The sequence below is a fragment of the Pseudoblastomonas marina genome (assembly GCF_034374265.1).
Taxonomy (GTDB): domain Bacteria; phylum Pseudomonadota; class Alphaproteobacteria; order Sphingomonadales; family Sphingomonadaceae; genus Alteriqipengyuania_A; species Alteriqipengyuania_A marina.
Genome location: NZ_CP139718.1, coordinates 881,613 through 902,428 on the forward strand (window position 1 = coordinate 881,613; position 20,816 = coordinate 902,428).

The following is a 20,816-nucleotide window of genomic DNA, read 5'->3' on the forward strand; positions in this document are numbered from 1 at the left end:
TTCTAGACCAGTACCTCGACCTGCGGTTTCTTGCCCGACCAGCGTTTGGCGGCGCGGCGCGCGGCAAGGCGTGCAGCTTCGCGGCGCTGTTCGGGATCGCGCGCCTTCCCGCCCTTGAGCTTGCGCAGCGCGGCCAGCACATCGTTGCGAGCTTCGTCGAGGAAGTCCTCCATGTCTTCCTCCAGCGGCAGGCCGATCGCGCTGACCCGCGCGTCCTTGCCGTCGAGCGCGACGATGACGATACCCGATTCGGCGAGGCGACGACGCATCACGATGCTCTCGCCGTCCGCTGGAGCGATAATGTCGCCATCGAGAATCAACCGACCGCTGCGCTCCACCCCGATCTTGCCGGGTTTGCCGGGAGCAAGGCGTACGACATCGCCGTTCGATTGCACCACCTGGTGGCGGATGCCGCGGTCCTTGCCCAGGCGCGCGTGCTCGACGATATGGCGCATCTCGCCATGCACCGGAACGATGATCTCGGGATCGATCCATTCATAAAGTGCTTCGAGATCGGGCCGCCCCGGGTGTCCTGACACGTGGATGGCGGCCTGGTTCGCGGTGACCATTTCGATGCCGTCGCCGGCGAGCTTGTTCATCACCGCGCCGATCGCGATCTCGTTGCCCGGGATCTGGCGGCTCGAGAACAGGATCACGTCGCCCGCCTCGAGCGAGATCGGGTGGCTGCCATCGGCGATGCGCGAGAGCGCGGCGCGCGGTTCGCCCTGCCCGCCGGTGGCGATGATCATCACTTCGCCGCGCGGGAGGCCCATCGCGGTATCCCAGTCGACCGTCTCGGGGAAATTCTTCAGGTAGCCGCTCGCCTGTGCGATGCGGATGATGCGGTCGAGCGAGCGCCCCGCGACGCACAGCTGGCGCCCCGTGTCACGCGCGACCTCGCCCAAAGTCTCCATCCGCGCGACGTTGGAGGCGAAGGTCGTGACCAGTACGCGCTTGCCCTTGTGACGAAGGATTTCCTCGTCGAGGGCCCTGCGCACCCCGCCTTCCGAACCGGACGCCTTGGTATCGAACACATTGGTCGAATCGCACACCAGCGCGAGCACGCCATCCGCGCCGATAGCGCGCAGTTCTTCTTCGCTCGTCGGAACCCCGACAACGGGCTCCTCGTCGAGCTTCCAGTCTCCGGTGTGGAAAATGCGGCCATGCGGCGTGTCGATCAGCAGCGCATTGCCCTCGGCGATCGAATGCGCGAGCGGGACGTACTGGACCCCGAACGGGCCAAGCTCGAACCGCTCGAGATCGTCGACGACGTTCAACTCGACCTCGTCGACGATCCCGGCCTCTTCGAGCTTTTCCTGGATCAACCGCGCGGTGAACGGGGTTGCGTAGAGTGGCACGCCGAGCTCGTCGGCGAAATAGGGGATCGCCCCGATATGATCCTCGTGTCCGTGCGTGAGCACGATTCCGACGAGGTCCTCACGGCGTTCCTCGATGAATTCGAGATCGGCGAAGACGAGGTCGACGCCCGGATATTGCTGGCCCGAGAAGGTCATGCCGAGATCGACCATCAGCCACTTGCCGTCGGTGCCGTAGAGATTGACGTTCATGCCGATCTCGCCCGACCCGCCGAGCGCGAGGAACAGGAGTTCGTCCTTCTTCGGTTTCATGCCGCCAGCGCCCTTTCCGCGAGGATCGCGAGCCCGTCGAGCGTGAGCCCGGCATCGACCGCGTCGAACAGGTCGGTCGCCTCGTCGAATAGGATAGCGAGGCCGCCGGTGGCGACGACCTTGGCGGGGCGGCCGATTTCTTCCTTCATGCGGGCAACAAGTCCTTCCATCATCGCGACATAACCCCAGAACACTCCGATCAGCATCTGGTCCTCGGTGTTGCGGCCGATCACGCTGTCGTCGCGCGGTTTCTCGATTGCGATCCGCGGCAGCTTGGCGGTATTCCCCACCAGCGCGTCGAGCGAGAGATTGATGCCCGGCGCGATGATCCCGCCCTTGTAGGCGCCATTGAAGTCGACCGCGTCGAAGGTTGTCGCGGTGCCGAAATCGATCACCACCAAATCGCCGTCATATTTGTCGTGCGCGGCGATCGTGTTGAGCGCGCGATCGGCGCCGAGGCTTCGCGGTTCGTCGACATCAACATCGAAGCCGTATGCGGCCGCCCCCTCGCCCGCGACCATCGGTTCGACCCCGAAATATTTCTGCGACAGCACGGTAAGGTTGTGGATCGCGCGCGGCACCACGGTGCCGATGATGATCGCGTGGATCGCCGACTTGTCGAACCCTTCGAGCGCGAGCAGCTGCATCAGCCACACCGCATATTCATCGCCCGTGCGGCGCGGATCGGTGGCGATGCGCCAGCGCGTGCGCTGTTCGCGGCCTTCGTAAAGCGCGAAGACCGCATTGGTGTTTCCGACATCGATGGCGAGTAACATTGGTGTGTTCCGTCTGTTGGCCGGATCAGGCGTAGCTGAGTTCGCCGGCGTGGATGGCACGGACCTCGCCATTATCCAAGCGCAGCCGTGCCGCGCCCTCTTCGGTCAAACCATCGAAAGTGCCGGCGATGCGCCCTTCCCCGGCTATTTCGGCAGCAAGGCGGGTGCCTTTGGGGTGCGCGGCAGCCTCCCACCGATTGACCAGCGGGGCGAGGCCGTAAGTGCGCCAGCGTTCGAGATCGGCCTTCCATTGCGCGGCGAGGCGCTCGGCGAAGGTGTCGCGATCGGGCGCGGGACCGAATTGTGCCATGGCGATGGTTTCGCGGTCGGGCAGTTCGGGCGCCTGAGCGAGGTTCACACCGATCCCGAGCACCACCGCATCGCCCGTCCCTTCGAGCAGGATACCCGCCATCTTGGCACCGCCGACCATCAGGTCGTTGGGCCATTTGAGCTGGACCTTGGCGGGCGGCGGGACGAGTTCGCCGACCACTTCGTGGAGCGCCACTCCGGCGAGCAGCGCGAGCGTGCTGCGGGGCGGATCGTGCGGTGTGGGATGGATCACCGTCGAGCCCATGAAATTGCCCGCACCGTCGTTCCAAGCCCTTCCCTGCCGTCCGCGCCCGGCTGACTGGCGGTCCACAACCAGCCAGTCGCCCTCGGGCACGCGCTCGCCCGCAGCGAGGCGCGCGGCCAAGTCGGAATTGGTCGAGCCGGTTTCTGCGACGTAGTGGATCAAGAGATCAGACGAAGGCGGTCAGCGCGGCGGCCGCGCGGTCCGCCCAATCGCCGAGCGGGATCGTCAGCAAATATCCAAGCGGGGAGATCACCAGCGCGCAAATCGCGAGGACCACGCCGTAGCTGGTCTCGCTCTTGCCGGTGATCACGTCCGCCGGCTCGTCGAAATACATCAGCTTGACGATCTTGATGTAGTAGTACGCGCCGATCACGCTCGCGGCGATACCGATCGCGGCGAGGATGATGAGGTCGGCCTGGACCGCGGCCTGGAACACCACGAACTTGCCCCAGAAACCGAACAGCGGCGGGATCCCCGCGAGGCTGAACATCAACATCATGAGCGCCAGCGCGATCATCGGACGGGTCTTGGACAGGCCCTTGATCGCGTCGATTTCCTCGACCGGCATGCCGTCAGCGTCCTTGAGCATCATGACCGCGACGAACGAGCCGGCGACCATCGCGACGTAGATCGCGAGGTAGACGAGCATGGCGGAAACACCCGCCAGCGTCCCGGCCGCGAGGCCGATCAGCAGGAAGCCGATATTGTTGATCGAGGAATAGGCCAGCAGGCGCTTGATGTTGGTCTGGCCGATCGCGCCAAGGGCGCCCCACAGGATCGAGAGCAGCGCGGCGGTGATGACGATCGGCTGCCACGCGGTCAGCTGGCTGCCGAAGGCTTCCACCGTGATCCGAGCGAGCACCGCGACCGCGGCGACCTTGGGCGCGGTGGCGAAGAAGCCGGTCGTCGGGGTGGGTGCACCCTCATAGACGTCGGGGGTCCACATGTGGAACGGGACGGCAGAGATCTTGAAGGCCAGGCCGACGAGCACGAAGGTCAGCCCGAAGACGTAACCGATGCTTCCTCCGTCCATGCCCGCGAGACGCACGGCTTCGTAGGATGTGCCGCCCGAGAAGCCGTAGAGCAGGCTCATACCGAACAGCAGGATGCCCGAGGCCAGCCCGCCGAGGACGAAATACTTCACGCCCGCTTCGGTCGAACGGTCGTCGTCGCGCAGGAACGAAGCCATCACATAGGCCGCGAGGCTGTTGAGCTCGAGGCCGACATAGAAGGAGATCAGATCGCGCGCAGATACCATGATCGACATGCCGAGCACCGCGAACACGATCAGGATCGGGAATTCGGCGCGCATCTTGGCCACGCGCTCGAAGAAGGCGGGACTGACCACCAGCGTGACGATCGCAGCAACGATCGCGAGGATCTTGGCAAAGCCGGCAAAGGCATCTGCGCGGATTTGGCCGCCGAAGGCTTCGCGACCGAGCGTGTCGCCGGTCATCTGGAACGCGGTGATGATCGCTACTGCGGTAAGCACCGACACGCCGACGATCGAAACGAGGCGGCTCGCCTTGTCGCCCACGAAAGCCGCGATCATCAGCATGGCGACGCCGGCGACCGCGAGGATGATCTCTGGGAGGACGACCTGGAGGGAAGACTGGAGGTCCATCAGTGCGCCTCCCCTGCTTCGACATGCGGCATCGCATTGGCAGCCGGGCGGCCCTCCCCTGCGGTGGCGTTACTGTCGTAATCGGGCGTCACGCGTTCGAGGCGCGCATCGAGCGCGGCGATGTCCTGGCGCATCGGGGCAAGGAAACTTTCGGGATAGACGCCCATCCACAGCACCGCCGCGGCGATGGGAGCGAGCATGATCCACTCGCGGGCGTTGAGATCGGGCATGGCGGCGGCGTCTTCATTGCGCTGCGTGCCGAAGGCGACGCGGCGATAGAGATAGAGCATGTAACCGGCGCCGAGGATGATGCCGGTGGTCGCGGCGGCGGTGACCCATGCGGAAACCTGCCAGATGCCCGCAAGACTCAGGAATTCGCCGACGAAGCCGCTGGTGCCCGGCAGGCCGATGCTCGCCATGGTGAACAGCAGGAAGAACACCGCGTAGTACGGCATGTTGATCGATAGCCCGCCATAGCGGTCGATCTCGCGCGTATGCAGCCGGTCGTAGATCACGCCTACGCACAGGAACAGCGCCCCCGAAACGAGACCGTGGCTGAGCATCAGGATCATCGCGCCTTCGAGGCCTTGCGGATTGAAGGCGAAAAGGCCGACCGTGACGATCGCCATATGCGCGACCGAGGAATAGGCGATCAGCTTCTTCATGTCCTGCTGCACCAGCGCAATCAACGAGGTCGCGATCACCGCGATCACCGACAGGACGTAGATCAGCATCGCGAACTGCGCGCTCGCATCGGGGAACATCGGCAGGCTGAAGCGGATGAAGCCGTAGCCGCCCATCTTGAGGAGAACGCCCGCGAGGATGACCGAGCCCGCGGTCGGCGCCTGGACGTGCGCGTCGGGCAACCAGGTGTGGACCGGCCACATCGGCATCTTCACCGCGAAGCTGGCGAAAAAGGCGAGCCACAGCCAGGTTTGGGCGTCGGCCGCGAAATCGTACTGCATCAGCGTCGGGATGTCGGTGGTGCCGGCGACGTTCACCATCCACAACATCGCGATCAGCATCAGGACCGAGCCGAGCAGCGTGTAGAGGAAGAACTTGTAGCTGGCGTAGATCCGGTTCGCCCCGCCCCACACGCCGATGATCAGGTACATCGGGATCAGGCCGGCTTCGAAGAAGATGTAGAACAGGAACAGGTCCTGCGCGCAGAACACGCCGATCATCAACAGTTCCATGATCAGGAACGCCGCCATGTATTCGCCCACGCGGGTGGTGATCGATTCCCAGCTGGCGAGAATGCAGATCGGCATCAGGAAGACCGACAACGCGATCAGCACCAGTGCGATCCCGTCGATCCCGAGCGCGTAGGAGAAGCCCGCGAACAGTTCCTGCCGCTCGGTGAACTGCCACTGCGCTCCGCCGATATCGAAATTGAGCCACAGCACCACGCCCAGCGCGAGATCGATCAGCGTGGCGACCAGCGCGATCATGCGCGCGAGTTTCGCGTCGACCAGCAAACAGGCAATCGCCGCGACCAGCGGCACGAGAAGCATCAGCGAAAGGATGGGAAAACCGTCCATGTCAGTTCGCCCCCTGGGAGATGATCCAGCTGATCGCGGCGACGAGGCCGGCCAGCATCACGAGGGCGTAGAGGTTGAGAGAACCGGACTGCACGCGTCGTGCGACGCCCGAGCCACGCATCACCGCCCAGGCGGCACCGTTCGGGCCGAAGCGGTCGATGATGCCTTCATCGCCGATCTTCCAGAACTTGCGGCCCAGCCAGAAGGCCGGCTTCACGAAGATCTTGTCGTAAACCTCGTCGAAGTACCACTTGTTGAACAGGAAGGCGTGCAACAGGCGGAACTGCTTGACGAAGGTCGCCGGGATGGTGGTGTCCCTGAGATAGGCGAGCCAAGCGAAGAACAGGCCGACCAGCATTACCACCAGCGGGGTGTACTTAACCCAGTACGGCACGGCGTGGAGCGCGTGGACGAGGTTCTCGTTGTAGAAGATGCTCTCGCCCCAGAACGCTGCGTCATCGATGAACGGCCCGGCGAAGAACTGGCCGGCGAAGATCGCACCGAGGCTGAGGATACCGAGCGGGATCAGCATGGTCAGCCCGCTCTCGTGCGGGTGGTAGCCGCCCGTGCCCGCGCCATAGGCGGGTGACGGCACCGAATGGGTCACGTCCTCGCCCGCGTCTTCCTGCTTGGGCGGGTTGTGGTCCTCGCTGTCGTCGTGACCGTCGTGGACGGCATGCGCGATATGCTCGGACGCGGCCCAGCGCGGCTTGCCCCAGAAAGTCAGGAACATCAGGCGCCAGCTGTAGAAGCTGGTCAGCAATGCGGCGAACGCCCCGAGGAAGAACGCGACCTGGCCGAGCTCGGTCCCGCGACCGAAGGCGGCCTCGAGCACCGCATCCTTCGACCAGAAGCCCGCAAAACCGACATGGAGGTGATAGACACCGACGCCGGTGATCGCGAGCGTACCGAACATCATCGCCCAGAAGGTGAACGGGATTTCCTTACGCAGGCCGCCGTAATAGCGCATGTCCTGTTCGTGGTGCATCGCGTGGATCACCGACCCCGCGCCGAGGAACAGCAGCGCCTTGAAGAAGGCGTGGGTGAACAGGTGGAACATCGCCACGCCGTATGCGCCAACGCCCGCGGCGAAGAACATGTAGCCCAGCTGCGAGCAGGTCGAATAGGCGATGACGCGCTTGATGTCCCACTGCGTCGTGCCGACGGTGGCGGCGAAGATGCAGGTCGCGGCACCGATAAAGGTGACGAGCGCGAGCGCGGTCGGCGCGGCTTCGAACATCGGCGACAGGCGGCAGACCATGAACACGCCCGCGGTGACCATCGTCGCGGCGTGGATCAGCGCGGAGACCGGGGTCGGACCTTCCATCGCGTCGGGCAGCCAGGTGTGGAGGCCGAGCTGGGCAGATTTGCCCATCGCGCCGATGAACAGGAGGATACAGAGCAGGTCCATCGTGTCGACGGTCGCGCCGAAGAAGCCGACCGTGCTGCCCGCCATGCCCGGTGCCGCTTCGAGGATCTCGGGGATCGACAGCGTGCCGAAGACGAGGAACGTGCCGAAGATGCCGAGCATGAAGCCGAGGTCGCCCACGCGGTTGACCACGAAGGCCTTGATCGCGGCGGCGTTCGCACTGGGTTTCTTGAACCAGAAGCCGATCAGGAGGTAGCTCGCGAGGCCCACCCCTTCCCAGCCGAAGAACATCTGGACGAGATTGTCGGCGGTCACCAGCATCAGCATGGCGAAGGTGAAGAGCGAGAGATAGGCGAAGAACCGCGGCTGGTCCGGATCTTCGTCCATGTAGCCCCAGCTATAGAGGTGGACGAGCGCCGAGACGGTGGTGATCACCACCAGCATCACCGCGGTCAGCGTGTCGACGCGCAGCGCCCAGTCGAACGACATGGTGCCGGACTGGACCCATTGCAGCACCGGCACGACTTCGGACGTGGCGGTCCCGCCGACGAAGCCGAGGAAGATCGGCCAGCTCAGCGCGCAGGCGACGAACAGCGCGCCGGTGGTGACCAGCTTGGACACGAAATTGCCCAGCATGCGATTGCCCAGCCCGGCGACGATCGCCGCGAGCAGGGGCAGGAGTACGATGATCAGGATCGAGGAGGACAAGTGCCTATCCCTGCAACTGGCTGACGCTGTCGACCGCGATGGTGCGGCGGCGGCGGAAGAAGACGACGAGGATCGCAAGCCCGATCGCGGCCTCTGCGGCGGCGACGGTGAGCACGAACATCGCGAAAACCTGCCCCGTCAGGTCGCCGAGGAAGGCGCTGAAGGCGACGAGGTTGATGTTCACGGCGAGCAGCATGAGCTCGATCGACATCAGGATGACGATCACGTTCTTGCGATTGATGAAGATGCCCAGCACGCCGAGCACGAACAGGATCGTGGCGACGACGACATAGTGTTCGACACCGATCATAGCTCGATCCCCTTGCCGATCTCGGGTGTGACGTTGCGCGTCGCCTCTTCGGGACGGCGGCGATTCTGGCGGCTGACGTTCTGCTGTCCGCGCGCCGGGCCCGAGCCCAGGTGGGTCAGCACGATCGCGCCGATCATGGCGACGAGCAGGATGATGCCGGCAGCTTCGAACAGGAACACGTAGCGGGTGAACATCAGCGATCCGATCGCCTCGATATTGCTCGCGCCGAGCGGCGCCGCGCCGGTGCCGTCGGGCGTGCCGAGCTCGATCGCGCCGGTACGATAGGCGCCGATGCCGAGCACGATTTCGGCCAGCAGGATCAGCGCGATCAGCAGGCCCAGCGGCATGTTGCGCATGAAGCCGGCGCGCATTTCGGCATAGTCGATGTCGAGCATCATCACGACGAACAGGAACAGCACCGCGACCGCGCCGACATAGACGATGACGAGCAGCATCGCGATGAACTCGGCGCCCACGAGCACCATCAGCCCGGCCGCGTTGAAGAACGACAGGATCAGCCACATCACGGAGTGCACCGGGTTGCGCGCGAAGATCACCATCATCGCGGAAGCGATGACCATGGCGGCAAACAGGTAGAAGGCGATTGTATGGATCATCTGGGTCCCGATCAGTCCTGCGCGCGCCTAGCGATAGGGCGCATCGGCTTCAAGGTTCGCGGCGATCGCCCGCTCCCACTTGTCCCCGTTCGCCAGCAATTTCGCCTTGTCGTAGAGCAGCTCCTCGCGCGTTTCGGTCGCGTATTCGAAGTTCGGCCCCTCGACCACGGCATCCACCGGGCAGGCTTCCTGGCAGAAGCCGCAGTAGATGCACTTGGTCATGTCGATGTCGTAGCGCGTGGTGCGGCGGCTGCCATCTTCGCGCGGTTCGCTCTCGATCGTGATCGCCTGCGCGGGGCACACGGCCTCGCACAGCTTGCACGCGATGCAGCGCTCCTCGCCATTGGGATAGCGGCGCAGCGCATGCTCGCCGCGGAAACGCGGGGAGATCGGGTTCTTCTCGTAGGGGTAGTTGATCGTCACCTTCGGCTTGAAGAAGTACTTCAGCGTCAGCCAGTGGGCTTTCACGAACTCCCACAGGGTGAAGGATTTGATCAGGTGCGCGACGGTGCTCATGCGACACCTCCGTAACGGGTAAACATCAGCCAGCCCGAGATCACGGCGACGAACAGCAGCGACAGGGGCAGGAAGACCTTCCAGCCCAGGCGCATGAGCTGGTCGTAGCGATAGCGCGGCACGGTCGCCATCACCCAGCTGAAGCAGAAGAAGAAGAAGAAGATCTTGAGGAAGAACCAGACGAAGCCCGGCACGAGGTAGAGCGGCTCCCAATCGAACGGGGGCAGCCAGCCACCGAAGAACAGGATCGCGGTGAGCGCGCACATCAGCAGGATGTTGGCGTATTCACCGAGCCAGAACAGCGCAAAGCTCATCGAGGAATATTCGGTCTGGTAGCCGGCGACGAGCTCGCTTTCGGCCTCGGTCAGGTCGAACGGCACGCGCTGCGTCTCGGCCAGCGCCGAGATGAAGAACATGAAGAACAGCGGGAACAACAGCGGGTTCGCGATGAAGCCGTTGATGAAGCCCAGGCCATGGCCGCGCTGCGCCTCGATGATGGTGTTGAGGTGGAAACTGTCCGCCCACAGCACGACGCAGACGATGATGAAGCCGATCGAGACCTCGTAGGAAATCATCTGCGCGGCGGCGCGCATCGAGGAGAAGAACGGGTATTTCGAGTTCGACGCCCAGCCCGAGATCACGACGCCGTAGACGCCCAGCGAGCTGACCGCGAAAATGTAGAGCAGGCCGACATTGATGTCCGCCAGCACCGCGCCCGAATTGAACGGGATCACCGCCCAGGCGATCAGCGCCACGGTGAAGGTGATGATGGGCGCGATCAGGAACAGGCCCTTGTTCGCCGCGCTCGGGATGATGGTTTCCTGCAGGAACACCTTCAACCCGTCGGCGAAGCTCTGCAGCAGTCCGAACGGCCCGACCACGTTGGGCCCGCGCCGCAAATTGATCGCGGCCCAGACCTTGCGGTCGACATAGATGATCATCGCGACCGCGAGCATCAGCGGCAGCGCGATCAGCAGGATCCCGGCGATGGTCGCGACGAACCACGCCCATTCGTAGGTCATGCCGAGGGATTGGAAGAATTCGGTCATTCCGCGGCCTCCCGCACGTCTTCACCGTGGATCAGTTCGGCCGAGCAGCGCTGCATCGTGGTCGATGCACGCGCGATCGCGTTGGTGAGGTAGAAATCGGCGATCGGGTAGGCAATCTTGCCTTCCGCCTTCGCCGCCTTGCCCGTCTTGGGAAGCGAACCGTAATCGGCGAGGCCTTCGACCGCGAGCGCCGGGACTTCCTCGGTCATCGCGGCGCGAAGCTGGGCGAAATTGTCGAACCCGACCTTCACCTTGAGCGCATCGGCCAGCGCGCGCAGGATCGTCCAGTCCTCGCGCGCGTCGCCCGGCGCGAACACCGCCTTGTCGGCGAATTGCACGCGGCCCTCGGTGTTCACGTAGGTTCCCGGCTTTTCCACGTAACTCGCTGCAGGCAGGATGATATCCGCCGCGTGCGCACCCTTGTCGCCGTGGTGGCCGATATAGACCTTGAGGCTGTCGGCGAACGGCTCCCAATCGACTTCGTCGGCACCCAGCGCGAGCACGAGTTTGGGCTTGGCCTTGGCGATATCGGCGATTCCGCCGTCCTGCGCGAAGCCGAGCATCAGCGCGCCCATCCGCGCGGCGGCGGTGTGGACGACGTTGAAACCGTTCCATCCGTCTTTCACGAGACCGAGGGTCTCGACCAGGCCGAGCGCGCTGTCGAATGCACCGGCGGCAAGCCCCCCTGCCCCGAGGATCAGCGCCGGACGCTCGGCATCCTTGAACGCGTCGGTGACGGCCTTCGGCAGCTTGCCGAGAACCGAGACGTCGTCGCCGAGGAATTCGGCCGGATAGGTCGTTTCCCATTCGGGCCCGACCACGAACACCTTGGCGCCGCGCTTGACCGCCTTGCGGATCCGCACGTTGAGCAGCGCGGCTTCGGTGCGCAGATTGCTGCCGACGATCAGAACCGCGTCGGCATTCTCGATCTCGGCGAAGCTGGTGTTGAAATTGACCGCGGCGAGGTTGCCGGTCGGGTAATCCATCCCGGTCTGGCGGCTTTCCACGAGATCGGAGCCGGAGGCCTTGAGCAGCGCCTTGGCCGCGAACATCGTCTCGCAATCGACCATGTCGCCCGCGATCGCGGCGATGCTCTTGCCCGGCTTGGCCTTGGCGATCGCCTTGAACGCCTCGTCCCAGCTACCCTCGACCAGCTTGCCCCGCTTGCGCAGGAACACCTTGTCGAGGCGGCGGCGCTGGAGGCCGTCGACCTGGTAACGCGCCTTGTCGGTGATCCACTCCTCGTTGACCTCGTCGTTGATCCGCGGAAGCACGCGCAGCACTTCGCGACCGCGCGAGCACAGCGTGATGTTCGATCCCATCGCGTCCGAAACGTCGATCGACAGCGTCTTCTTGAGCTCCCACGGTCGGGCTTCGTAGGCATAGGGGCGCGAAGTCAGCGCGCCGACCGGGCACAGGTCGATCACGTTGGCCGACAGTTCGTGCTCGGCCGCCTGCTCGAGATAGGTGGTGATCTGCATGTTCTCGCCGCGATAGAGCGCGCCGATTTCGTCGACCCCGGCCACTTCCTCGGAGAAGCGCACGCAGCGGGTGCAGTGGATGCAGCGGGTCATGATCGTCTTGATCAGCGGGCCCATGTATTTCTCGGTCACCGCGCGCTTGTTCTCGTCATAGCGGGTGTAACCGCGGCCATAGGCCATCGCCTGGTCCTGCAGGTCGCATTCGCCGCCCTGGTCGCAGATCGGGCAATCGAGCGGGTGGTTGATTAGCAGGAACTCCATCACCCCTTCGCGCGCCTTCTTGACCATTTCGCTGTCGGTGCGGATTTCCTGCCCTTCGGTCGCGGGCAGCGCGCAGCTCGCCTGCGGCTTGGGCGGTCCGGGCTTCACCTCGACCAGGCACATGCGGCAATTGCCGGCGATGCTAAGCCGCTCGTGATAGCAGAAACGCGGGATTTCCTTCCCCGCAAGCTCGCACGCCTGGAGGACGGTGGCGCCCTCCGGGACTTCGATTTCGGTTCCGTCGACGGTGACGTTGGGCATTATTCCGTCGCTCCTTCCACACCGCCGCTTCGGCCGCTTTCAGCCCTGAGCGGCGCATAGTACATGCGCGCCCACATGGCGTCGGCAACCAGTTGCCGGACGATGGAAATCTGCAATTTCACTTCGGTCTCACTGGATTTCATGCACTTCTCGAAGACGGGCATGAGGTCGGCGAATGCTTCGCTCTCTTCATCCGAGGTCGGACGACTGTCGAGCAGCGCGTGTGCGGTTTCGGGCGCAGTGCTGCTGATGCAGTCTCCGGTCTCGAAAATCGCTTGGGTCGGCGGATAGAAGCGCGCCATCCGATAGCGATTGCCGAGCTGTTCCGGCTCGAGCAGGTCGCCCGCAATCGGATCGCGCTGATAATGGAGATAGGCTTCTTCGGCCAACAGGTTGCGCATCGTGCGGTGCGGGAACTGCATGTACATCTTGAATTCGCTCTGGCGCATGGCACGACCGATGCAATCATCGATATTGAAGTCCTCGAACACCTCTTCGGCGTCGGTATCGAGCGCGTCGTAATCGATCTGGAAGAAATCGCTCTTGGCGAGCAGTTCGGTCGTCTCTTCCTTGTTGCGACTGAACGAACACCGCGCGACGACTTTCTGCATCTGGCGGGCGCGGCCGGCCTCGACGCTTTCCGGTTCTTGCAGGAACCGCGTACCGACCTGCTGCTCGCCCTCGATCTCGGCGGCGTCCTGGGCCGAAACGGCTGCGGGCTGGGCCGCCAACGCGGCAAGCGCCAGCGCAAGGCTCGTGCGAAGGATCACGATGCGCCCTCCCCGTCATGCGCCGCCAGCAGCCGGAACGCGGCCGTGGCGAGGATCGAGCGCAACCCCAGCGGCGAGCCTTCGAGGCCTTGGCCTTTGGGCAGGCAGGCATCGGCGATCGGCATCAACGCCGCGATCGCCTGCAATTCCTCGGGCGCGTTGATCTTCGTGTCGAACAGCACGGCGACGAGGTGCGGCGCACCGCGCACCATGCACATCGCCATCGCGTCGCTGCGTCCATAGGTAGCGGCTTCGGTGCCCGCAGCGGCATAGTTGAGCCGGGTCAGCAGCGGGGTCTCGCCCTGCTCGATCAGGCGCTCGGCGAGGCCCCCGGCGAACGGCAACCCGCCGAGTTCGATCCGGCGATAGGCGCGCGGCATCGCGCTGAAGCACTTCTCCGAAACGCGCGTTTTGGCGAGTTCGGTCAGTCCGTCGCGGTATTCGTCGGTGCGGAAATCCATCGCCAGCAGACGCCGGGCGGTCTCTTCCTGCTCGTCCGCGATGCAGGTCGTCCACGCCTCGACCGCGGCGCGCTGGCGCTCGACATTGCGGTCCATCCGCGCACGCTGCTGCGCCTGCGCGGGAAGCGCGAGCGAAAGCGCGACAAGCAGGGAAAGGAGCAGCCGGATCATTCCGCGGCTTCCTTCGTGAATTCGGCGTGTTCGTCGATGCGACGTTCGAGCTCGGGACGGAAGTGCTTGAGCAGGCCCTGGATCGGCCACGCTGCGGCATCGCCAAGCGCACAGATCGTGTGACCTTCGACCTGCTTGGTCACTTCGTAGAGCATGTCGATTTCTTCGCGACTGCTCTGGCCGACGCGCAAGCGCTCCATCACGCGCCACATCCAGCCCGTGCCTTCGCGGCAAGGCGTGCACTGGCCGCAGCTCTCGTGCTTGTAGAAATAGCTGATGCGCGAAATCGCGCGGACGATGTCGGTCGACTTGTCCATCACGATCACCGCCGCGGTGCCGAGTCCGGACCCGACTTCCTTGAGCCCGTCGAAATCCATCGGGCAGTCCATGATCTGCTCGGCGGGGACCAGCGGGACCGAGGAACCACCTGGAATCACTGCGAGGAGATTGTCCCAACCGCCGGTAATTCCGCCGCAATGTTTCTCGATGAGGTCCTTGAACGGAATGCTCATCTCTTCCTCGACCACGCAGGGCTTTTCGACGTGCCCGCTGATCTGGAACAGCTTGGTACCGGCATTGCCCTCGCGGCCGAAGCCGGCGAACCACTCGCCGCCGCGCCGCAGGATGGTCGGGACCACCGCGATGCTCTCGACATTGTTGACCGTGGTCGGGCAGCCATAGAGGCCCGCGCCCGCCGGGAACGGCGGCTTGAGGCGCGGCTGGCCCTTCTTGCCTTCGAGGCTTTCGATCATCGCGGTTTCTTCACCGCAGATGTACGCGCCCGCGCCGCGATGCAGGAAGACGTCGAAATCGTAGCCCGACTTGGCCGCGTTCTTGCCGATCAGGCCCGCGTCATAGGCCTCGTCGATCGCCTTCTGCAGCACCTCCGCCTCGCGAATGTACTCGCCGCGAATGTAGATGTAGGCGGCCCTCGCGCGCATGGCGTAGCCCGCGACCAGCGCGCCTTCGATCAGCTTGTGCGGATCGTGGCGGATGATTTCGCGGTCCTTGCACGAACCGGGCTCGGATTCGTCGGCATTGATGACGAGGAAGCTCGGACGACCGTCCTTCGATTCCTTCGGCATGAACGACCATTTGAGGCCCGTCGGGAAGCCCGCCCCGCCCCGACCGCGGAGGCCCGAGGTCTTGATTTCCTCGATGACGGCATCGTGGCCGCGCGCGATCAGCGACTTGGTGTCGTCCCAGTCGCCGCGCGCCTGCGCCGCCTTCAGCCCCCAGTCCTGGAAGCCGTAAAGGTTGGTGAAGATGCGATCCTTGTCGGCGAGCATCAGAAAGCGCCCCCTTGCGAAAGGAAATAGATCGCCGCGACGACGATCAGCGCGATTGCGCCGAACTTGACGATGCCCATCAGGACCTTCCACGCGATCCAGATCAGGATCAGCGCGACGATGATCGTGCCGATTTCCATTACCATTCGCTCCGGTAATCGTGGTTCGCGTCGACCATTTCCTTGAGCGTGGTCGGCCCGCCAGAAGGCTCAGAGGTATGACGCCCCGGCTCCTGCGTGCCTTCCTTCGGCTGCTTGCCGACGGCCAGCGCATCGAGCACGGCGTCGAGCCGCTCGGGGGTCAGGTCCTCGTAATTGCCGTCGTTGATCTGGACCATCGGCGCGGTGGCGCAATTGCCCATGCATTCGACTTCGGTGAGCGTCCACAGCCCGTCTTCCGACGTGCTGCCCTTCACCATGCCGCGCTTGTAGCAGGCCTCGAGGATATCGTCCGAGCCGCGCAGCATGCACGGCGTGGTGCCGCAGACCTGGACGTGGAAGCGGCCGACCGGCGCAAGGTTGTACATGGTATAGAAGGTCGCGACCTCGAGCACGCGGATCACCGGCATGTCGAGGTATTCGGCGATGTATTCGATCACCGGGAGCGGTAGCCACCCTTGCGTCTTGGTCTCCGCGCCGACCTGGCGCTGGGCGAGGTCGAGCAGCGGCATCACCGCGGATTTCTGGCGGCCTTCGGGATAGCGCGACACGAAGGTGCGCGCCTTCTCGGCGTTCTCGTCGGTCCAGACGAAACCACCCCACCGCTCGCGCAGTTCGGGCGTGTCGGGTGCGGGGGCGCGATCAGCCATTGATCAGCCTCCGTTCGATATAGCGACCGACGAACACGCCCAGCGTGCCGGCGAACGCGGTGGAAAGGATGTCCTTCAGCGGGGACTCTCCATGAAAGGCAAACAGGTAGGCCGCCACCGCAGAGGCGAAGGCGGCGAAGCTGGCAATGGCGATGAAGATTTCGCGCGCGATCACCGATCACACTCCCCGAACACCACGTCGATCGCGCCCAAAATGGCGGTCGCGTCGGGCAACATGTGGCCGCGGCTCATGAAGTCCATCGCCTGGAGGTGGCTGAACGCGGTCGGGCGGATCTTGCAGCGATACGGCTTGTTGGTGCCGTCGCTGACGAGATAGACGCCGAATTCGCCCTTGGGGCTTTCGGTCGCGACATAGACTTCGCCGGCGGGCACATGGAAACCCTCGGTATAGAGCTTGAAGTGGTGGATCAGTGCTTCCATCGACTGCTTCATCTCGGCGCGCTTGGGCGGCGCGACCTTGCGGTCGTCGCTCGCGATCGGCCCTTCGGGCATCTCGGCGAGGCACTGCTTGATGATCTTCGCGCTCTGGTAGACTTCCTGCACGCGGACCATGAAGCGGTCGTAGCAATCCGAATTGGTACCGACGGGGATTTCGAAATCCATCCGGTCGTAGACGTCGTAGGGCTGCGACTTGCGCAAATCCCACGGCAGGCCGGCGGCGCGGATCATCGGGCCCGAGAAGCCCCACTTGATCGCGTCGTCCTTCGAAACCACCGCGATGTCGACGTTGCGCTGCTTGAAGATGCGGTTGTCGGTGACGAGGCTCATCGCGTCGCCGAACAGTTCGGGCAGTCGGTTGTCGACCCACTCGCCGATATCGACCAGCAGTTTCTCGGGCGCATCCTGGTGAACGCCGCCGGGGCGGAACCACGCCGCGTGCATGCGTGCGCCGCTGACCCGCTCGAAGAAGTTCATGCAGTCTTCGCGCAGCTCGAACACCCACAGGTTCGGCGTCATCGCGCCGACATCCATCACGTGCGCGCCGATATTGAGCATGTGGTTGCAGATGCGGGTGAGTTCGGCGAATAGCACGCGCAGGTACTGCGCCCGCTCGGGCACCTCGACGTTCATCAGCTTCTCGATCGCGAGGACGTAGGAATATTCCTGCGCCAGCGGCGAGCAATAGTCGAGTCGGTCGAAATACGGCAGCGCCTGGAGATAGGTCTTGTGCTCGATCAGCTTCTCGGTGCCGCGATGCAGCAGGCCGACATGCGGGTCGATCCGTTCGATGATTTCGCCGTCGAGTTCCATCACCATGCGCAGCACGCCGTGCGCCGCCGGGTGCTGCGGCCCGAAATTGATCGTGTAATTGGTGATGACGTCGTCGTTGGTGGTCGGCGACTCTTCGATTACCATCGCGGTCATTGGTCGCCTCCCTTCTTGGGTTCGGTCGCCTTCGCGGTGTCGGCTGACTTGCCCTTGCGCGCGGGTTCGTCGGGGCGATCCTCGGTCGGGGCGGGCGCGCCCGAATCTTCCACGTCCGTATCCTCCTCGGCAGGCGCGCCTGCGCTTTCGCGCTCGGCAGCCTTCTTGTCGGTCGCCTCGCCGGCCCCGGTGTCCTCGGGCTTTGCCGTGGTCTTGGGATCGTCGATCGGTGGCGCACCGGGAGCCCCGGCATCACCGGTCGCCTTCTCGTCGCCCGGCAGGATGTAATCGGCGCCTTCCCACGGCGAGAGGAAATCGAACTGCCGGAAATCCTGTGCCAGTTCAACGGGCTCGTACACGACGCGCTTTTCCTCTTCGGAATAGCGCAGCTCGACATAGCCGGTCAGCGGGAAGTCCTTGCGGAAGGGATGCCCCTCGAAGCCGTAATCGGTGAGGATGCGACGCAGGTCGGGATTGCCGGAGAAAACGACCCCGTACATGTCGAACACCTCGCGCTCGAGCCAGCCTGCGACCGGCCACAGCGTGGTGACGGTCGGCACCGGCGCGTCCTCGTCGGTCGAGACCTTGACCATCACGCGGTGGTTCCTGGTCAGGCTGAGCAGCATGTAGACGACTTCGAAACGCTCGTTGCGCGACGGATAGTCGGCGCCCGCGATTTCCATCAGCTGCTGGTATTCGTGCTCGTCGCGCAGCAGGCGCAGGGCATCCTCGATGCTCTCGCGCTTGACGGTGAACAGCAGTTCGCCGTGCTCTTCGCGAGATTCCACGAGCATGTCGCCGAGCGCCTTGCCGAGCGTATCGAGCAAGCCGTCGTTCGAAGCGTATTTCGGGGCGGAGTGGAGGACGGCCATATCAGCGCTCGATCGTCCCTTCGCGGCGGATCTTCCGCTGCAGCTGCATCACGCCGTAAAGCAGCGCTTCCGCCGTCGGCGGGCAGCCCGGGATATAGATGTCCACCGGCACGATCCGATCGCAGCCGCGCACCACCGAATAGCTGTAGTGATAGTAGCCGCCGCCATTGGCGCAGCTGCCCATCGAGATGACGTATTTGGGCTCCGACATCTGATCGTAGACCTTGCGCAGGGCCGGGGCCATCTTGTTGCACAGCGTGCCGGCGACGATCATCACGTCGGACTGGCGCGGGGAGGCGCGCGGGGCGACCCCGAAGCGCTCCATGTCGTAGCGCGGCATATTGACGTGGATCATCTCGACCGCGCAGCAGGCGAGGCCGAAGGTCATCCACCACAGGCTGCCCGTGCGCGCCCACTGGAACAGTTCCTCTGTCGAGGTGACGAGGAAGCCCTTATCGTTGATCTCGGAATTGACCGCATCGAAATAGGACTGGTCCGGCATGCGGACCTCGCCCGGCTGTGCGGTCGGCTGGATGCGCGGATCGCGCCCGGCGGGAGTTTCGGTAAGAGTGCTCATTCCCAGTCCAGAGCCCCTTTCTTCCATTCGTATGCGAGGCCGAGACCCAGGATGGCGAGGAATACCATCATCGCGCCCCACCCGGTCCAGCCGGTATATTCGAGGCTGACCGCCCAGGGGAACAGGAACGAGGCTTCGAGATCGAAGATGATGAAGCTGATCGCGACGAGGTAGAACCGCACGTCGAACCGACCGCGCGAGTCCTCGAAGGCGGGGAAGCCGCATTCGTATTCGCTCAGTTTTTCGGCGTCGGGCTTGTGCGATCCCGTCAGGCGCGAAACGCCCATCGGCAGGAACACGAAAGCCGTCGACAGAACCACGGCGATGCCGAGGAACAGGAGGATGGGCAGGTATTGCGAGAGGTCGACCAAGGGTACGATTCCGTGAGGGTTTCGGATGTGGCCCCGCCTCTAGAGGTCCGCATGCCGTGGTGCAAGGGGCCGGAGCCCGGGATTTAGCCCGATTTCTTCAGTCGGTTGGGGACGGCAGCGGCAACCGTCGAATGTGCGTCGGCAAGGGTGGTGCGTCGGTCCTTGCCATTCCGCCCTCCCCGAACCGCGACCATTGCCCATTGCCGATATAATAGAAGGCGCGCCCGAGAATCGTCCCGCCCAGCGGTTCGATCCAATCGGGATGCGCCTGTTCGAGGATCGCGACGTCAGTCACCTGAGTGTAATTCCGATCGAAAGTCAGCGAGACGATGCGTTGCGGCGAGAAGCCGTTCTGGATTCCTACGATCTTGCCGTCGATCAGCCATAAACCGTCGAATCCGTCGAGCGCGACCGGCACCGTGGCGGCGATCCTCCGTACCGATCCGCTTCGGACATCGATGCGCGCCAACCCATAGCGATAGTCGCTCACGATCACCTGGTGGCCACCGGGCAGAGGCACGAGCCCCTGCGGCGAGCGCAAGGTTCCCGGTTCGACCAGCATGCGCAGTTCCGCATCATCCGTCCCCGCCGTGTAGACCGCGCCCGAGAGCGGGTCCGAAGCATAGAGCGGGCCTTTACCCGACAGGGCGATGTCGCTCGGCGTTGCTCCTTCCGGCGCGGCAATACGGTGGACGACGGTGCCATCGGCGACCGAATAGGCGATCAGTCCGCGAAATGCGGTGTCGGGTGCAGGCGTGACGTCGTAGGCGCCCGATGCGAACCACAATGTCGGCGCGATGTTGGCGCGGACGCTGCCGGCGAGACTGCCGGCCCCGGCAATGTCGTGACGCCGCCAGTTCCATTGCCCTGACGTCTCGGTACCATGATAGATCGCGCGATCGACGATGCTCGACACCACCCAGCCACCCAGGACCGGATCCTGGACGACATCCTCGATCAGGCGCGCTCCTGCGGGGACGGTTGCGACCACGCTGCTGTCGGCGATCGTTTCCGGTTGTCGACCAATCCGCCCATTCAGCTGCGGATCGAAATCTTCAAAAAAAGCGATCAGCGTCGCCTGACCTGCCTCGGTGAAGGCGTAACCGCGGTCGAGCAGCCATCCGACCTGTTCGGCCGCCTTCGCTTTGTCGCCTTCGCGGATATAGGCGGTGCCGAGGCGCAGGCGCACCGAAGAGCTGTCGGGAAAATCGCGCGCCAGCTGCTCGAGCCCGCCGATGTCCTGAATCTGGCCGGTCGACACATCGACCTTGCGCCATGTTGCAGGCTGGACCTGTCCGGGCCCTACGGCCGCGGCGCCGACCGCCGATCCCAGAGCCGCCAGCGCGCAGCCACCCAAGAGCAGTGGCGCGACCAGCAGCGCAATCAGTTTCACCCA

The 20,816-nt window shown here is 64.2% G+C and carries 22 protein-coding genes; all 22 read right to left on the reverse strand.

Annotated features, from left to right (window positions below):
- Positions 1–2: 2 nt before the first annotated feature.
- The 22 genes from T8S45_RS04270 to T8S45_RS04375 all read right to left on the reverse strand — a co-directional run bounded on the left by T8S45_RS04270 (position 3) and on the right by T8S45_RS04375 (position 20,813).
- The gene (locus T8S45_RS04270) at positions 3–1,628 is read right to left on the reverse strand and encodes a ribonuclease J (RefSeq protein ID WP_322294806.1); all 1,626 of its coding nucleotides are present in this window, start codon (positions 1,626–1,628) and stop codon (positions 3–5) included.
- Positions 1,625–2,404 (reverse strand): type III pantothenate kinase, encoded by a 780-nt coding sequence (locus T8S45_RS04275; RefSeq protein ID WP_322294807.1) that lies wholly within the window; start codon positions 2,402–2,404, stop codon positions 1,625–1,627. Before T8S45_RS04275 ends, T8S45_RS04270 begins: the two co-directional genes overlap by 4 nt.
- Positions 2,405–2,429: 25 nt before the next feature.
- A complete protein-coding gene (locus T8S45_RS04280) occupies positions 2,430–3,140 on the reverse strand; it encodes a biotin--[acetyl-CoA-carboxylase] ligase (protein ID WP_322294808.1) in 711 nt (236 codons plus the stop codon).
- A 4-nt stretch (positions 3,141–3,144) separates the two neighbouring features.
- Positions 3,145–4,602, reverse strand: coding sequence for an NADH-quinone oxidoreductase subunit NuoN (gene nuoN, locus T8S45_RS04285; RefSeq protein WP_322294809.1), 1,458 nt, complete (start codon positions 4,600–4,602; stop codon positions 3,145–3,147).
- Entirely contained in the window at positions 4,602–6,143 is a 1,542-nt protein-coding gene (locus T8S45_RS04290) for an NADH-quinone oxidoreductase subunit M (RefSeq protein ID WP_188641795.1), read from the reverse strand. Before T8S45_RS04290 ends, nuoN begins: the two co-directional genes overlap by 1 nt.
- A 1-nt stretch (position 6,144) precedes the next feature.
- Positions 6,145–8,220, reverse strand: coding sequence for an NADH-quinone oxidoreductase subunit L (gene nuoL, locus T8S45_RS04295; protein WP_322294810.1), 2,076 nt, complete (start codon positions 8,218–8,220; stop codon positions 6,145–6,147).
- Positions 8,221–8,224: 4 nt separating this feature from the next.
- Positions 8,225–8,530: an NADH-quinone oxidoreductase subunit NuoK gene (gene nuoK / locus T8S45_RS04300; protein WP_188641797.1), complete on the reverse strand. Its 306-nt coding sequence runs from the start codon at positions 8,528–8,530 to the stop codon at positions 8,225–8,227.
- Entirely contained in the window at positions 8,527–9,147 is a 621-nt protein-coding gene (locus tag T8S45_RS04305; protein WP_188641798.1) for an NADH-quinone oxidoreductase subunit J, read from the reverse strand. The genes nuoK and T8S45_RS04305 overlap by 4 nt, the downstream gene beginning before the upstream one ends.
- 27 nt (positions 9,148–9,174) lie before the next feature.
- Positions 9,175–9,663 (reverse strand): NADH-quinone oxidoreductase subunit NuoI, encoded by a 489-nt coding sequence (gene nuoI, locus T8S45_RS04310; protein WP_188641799.1) that lies wholly within the window; start codon positions 9,661–9,663, stop codon positions 9,175–9,177.
- Positions 9,660–10,712, reverse strand: coding sequence for an NADH-quinone oxidoreductase subunit NuoH (gene nuoH, locus T8S45_RS04315; protein WP_188641800.1), 1,053 nt, complete (start codon positions 10,710–10,712; stop codon positions 9,660–9,662). Before nuoH ends, nuoI begins: the two co-directional genes overlap by 4 nt.
- Positions 10,709–12,715, reverse strand: a complete 2,007-nt coding sequence (gene nuoG / locus T8S45_RS04320) for an NADH-quinone oxidoreductase subunit NuoG (protein ID WP_322294811.1) — start codon at positions 12,713–12,715, stop codon at positions 10,709–10,711. The genes nuoH and nuoG overlap by 4 nt, the downstream gene beginning before the upstream one ends.
- On the reverse strand, positions 12,715–13,485 hold the full coding sequence (locus T8S45_RS04325) for a hypothetical protein (RefSeq protein WP_322294812.1): 771 nt from the start codon (positions 13,483–13,485) through the stop codon (positions 12,715–12,717). Before T8S45_RS04325 ends, nuoG begins: the two co-directional genes overlap by 1 nt.
- Positions 13,482–14,117, reverse strand: a complete 636-nt coding sequence (locus T8S45_RS04330) for a hypothetical protein (protein WP_188641803.1) — start codon at positions 14,115–14,117, stop codon at positions 13,482–13,484. The genes T8S45_RS04325 and T8S45_RS04330 overlap by 4 nt, the downstream gene beginning before the upstream one ends.
- Positions 14,114–15,406, reverse strand: coding sequence for an NADH-quinone oxidoreductase subunit NuoF (nuoF, locus tag T8S45_RS04335; protein ID WP_322294813.1), 1,293 nt, complete (start codon positions 15,404–15,406; stop codon positions 14,114–14,116). Before nuoF ends, T8S45_RS04330 begins: the two co-directional genes overlap by 4 nt.
- Positions 15,406–15,552: a hypothetical protein gene (locus T8S45_RS04340; RefSeq protein ID WP_188641805.1), complete on the reverse strand. Its 147-nt coding sequence runs from the start codon at positions 15,550–15,552 to the stop codon at positions 15,406–15,408. Before T8S45_RS04340 ends, nuoF begins: the two co-directional genes overlap by 1 nt.
- On the reverse strand, positions 15,546–16,214 hold the full coding sequence (locus T8S45_RS04345) for a complex I 24 kDa subunit family protein (protein ID WP_322294814.1): 669 nt from the start codon (positions 16,212–16,214) through the stop codon (positions 15,546–15,548). The genes T8S45_RS04340 and T8S45_RS04345 overlap by 7 nt, the downstream gene beginning before the upstream one ends.
- Positions 16,207–16,389: a hypothetical protein gene (locus T8S45_RS04350; protein WP_322294815.1), complete on the reverse strand. Its 183-nt coding sequence runs from the start codon at positions 16,387–16,389 to the stop codon at positions 16,207–16,209. The genes T8S45_RS04345 and T8S45_RS04350 overlap by 8 nt, the downstream gene beginning before the upstream one ends.
- A complete protein-coding gene (locus T8S45_RS04355) occupies positions 16,386–17,600 on the reverse strand; it encodes an NADH-quinone oxidoreductase subunit D (protein ID WP_373282479.1) in 1,215 nt (404 codons plus the stop codon). The genes T8S45_RS04350 and T8S45_RS04355 overlap by 4 nt, the downstream gene beginning before the upstream one ends.
- Positions 17,597–18,472, reverse strand: a complete 876-nt coding sequence (locus tag T8S45_RS04360) for an NADH-quinone oxidoreductase subunit C (protein ID WP_322294816.1) — start codon at positions 18,470–18,472, stop codon at positions 17,597–17,599. Before T8S45_RS04360 ends, T8S45_RS04355 begins: the two co-directional genes overlap by 4 nt.
- 1 nt (position 18,473) lies before the next feature.
- Positions 18,474–19,049: a NuoB/complex I 20 kDa subunit family protein gene (locus T8S45_RS04365; RefSeq protein WP_229658097.1), complete on the reverse strand. Its 576-nt coding sequence runs from the start codon at positions 19,047–19,049 to the stop codon at positions 18,474–18,476.
- A complete protein-coding gene (gene ndhC / locus T8S45_RS04370) occupies positions 19,046–19,420 on the reverse strand; it encodes an NADH-quinone oxidoreductase subunit A (RefSeq protein WP_188641809.1) in 375 nt (124 codons plus the stop codon). The genes T8S45_RS04365 and ndhC overlap by 4 nt, the downstream gene beginning before the upstream one ends.
- Before the next feature lie 97 nt (positions 19,421–19,517).
- A complete protein-coding gene (locus tag T8S45_RS04375; protein ID WP_322294817.1) occupies positions 19,518–20,813 on the reverse strand; it encodes an SMP-30/gluconolactonase/LRE family protein in 1,296 nt (431 codons plus the stop codon).
- Positions 20,814–20,816 lie beyond the last annotated feature (3 nt).

Coding starts and splice junctions, on each gene's coding strand:
- T8S45_RS04270 (WP_322294806.1), bottom strand. CDS start 1,628: ATGAAACCGAAGAAGGACGAACTCCTGTTCCTCGCGCTCGGCGGGTCG.
- T8S45_RS04275 (WP_322294807.1), bottom strand. CDS start 2,404: ATGTTACTCGCCATCGATGTCGGAAACACCAATGCGGTCTTCGCGCTT.
- nuoN (WP_322294809.1), bottom strand. CDS start 4,602: ATGGACCTCCAGTCTTCCCTCCAGGTCGTCCTCCCAGAGATCATCCTC.
- T8S45_RS04290 (WP_188641795.1), bottom strand. CDS start 6,143: ATGGACGGTTTTCCCATCCTTTCGCTGATGCTTCTCGTGCCGCTGGTC.
- nuoK (WP_188641797.1), bottom strand. CDS start 8,530: ATGATCGGTGTCGAACACTATGTCGTCGTCGCCACGATCCTGTTCGTG.
- T8S45_RS04305 (WP_188641798.1), bottom strand. CDS start 9,147: ATGATCCATACAATCGCCTTCTACCTGTTTGCCGCCATGGTCATCGCT.
- nuoI (WP_188641799.1), bottom strand. CDS start 9,663: ATGAGCACCGTCGCGCACCTGATCAAATCCTTCACCCTGTGGGAGTTC.
- nuoH (WP_188641800.1), bottom strand. CDS start 10,712: ATGACCGAATTCTTCCAATCCCTCGGCATGACCTACGAATGGGCGTGG.
- nuoG (WP_322294811.1), bottom strand. CDS start 12,715: ATGCCCAACGTCACCGTCGACGGAACCGAAATCGAAGTCCCGGAGGGC.
- T8S45_RS04330 (WP_188641803.1), bottom strand. CDS start 14,117: ATGATCCGGCTGCTCCTTTCCCTGCTTGTCGCGCTTTCGCTCGCGCTT.
- nuoF (WP_322294813.1), bottom strand. CDS start 15,406: ATGCTCGCCGACAAGGATCGCATCTTCACCAACCTTTACGGCTTCCAG.
- T8S45_RS04340 (WP_188641805.1), bottom strand. CDS start 15,552: ATGGTAATGGAAATCGGCACGATCATCGTCGCGCTGATCCTGATCTGG.
- T8S45_RS04345 (WP_322294814.1), bottom strand. CDS start 16,214: ATGGCTGATCGCGCCCCCGCACCCGACACGCCCGAACTGCGCGAGCGG.
- T8S45_RS04355 (WP_373282479.1), bottom strand. CDS start 17,600: ATGACCGCGATGGTAATCGAAGAGTCGCCGACCACCAACGACGACGTC.
- T8S45_RS04360 (WP_322294816.1), bottom strand. CDS start 18,472: ATGGCCGTCCTCCACTCCGCCCCGAAATACGCTTCGAACGACGGCTTG.
- T8S45_RS04365 (WP_229658097.1), bottom strand. CDS start 19,049: ATGAGCACTCTTACCGAAACTCCCGCCGGGCGCGATCCGCGCATCCAG.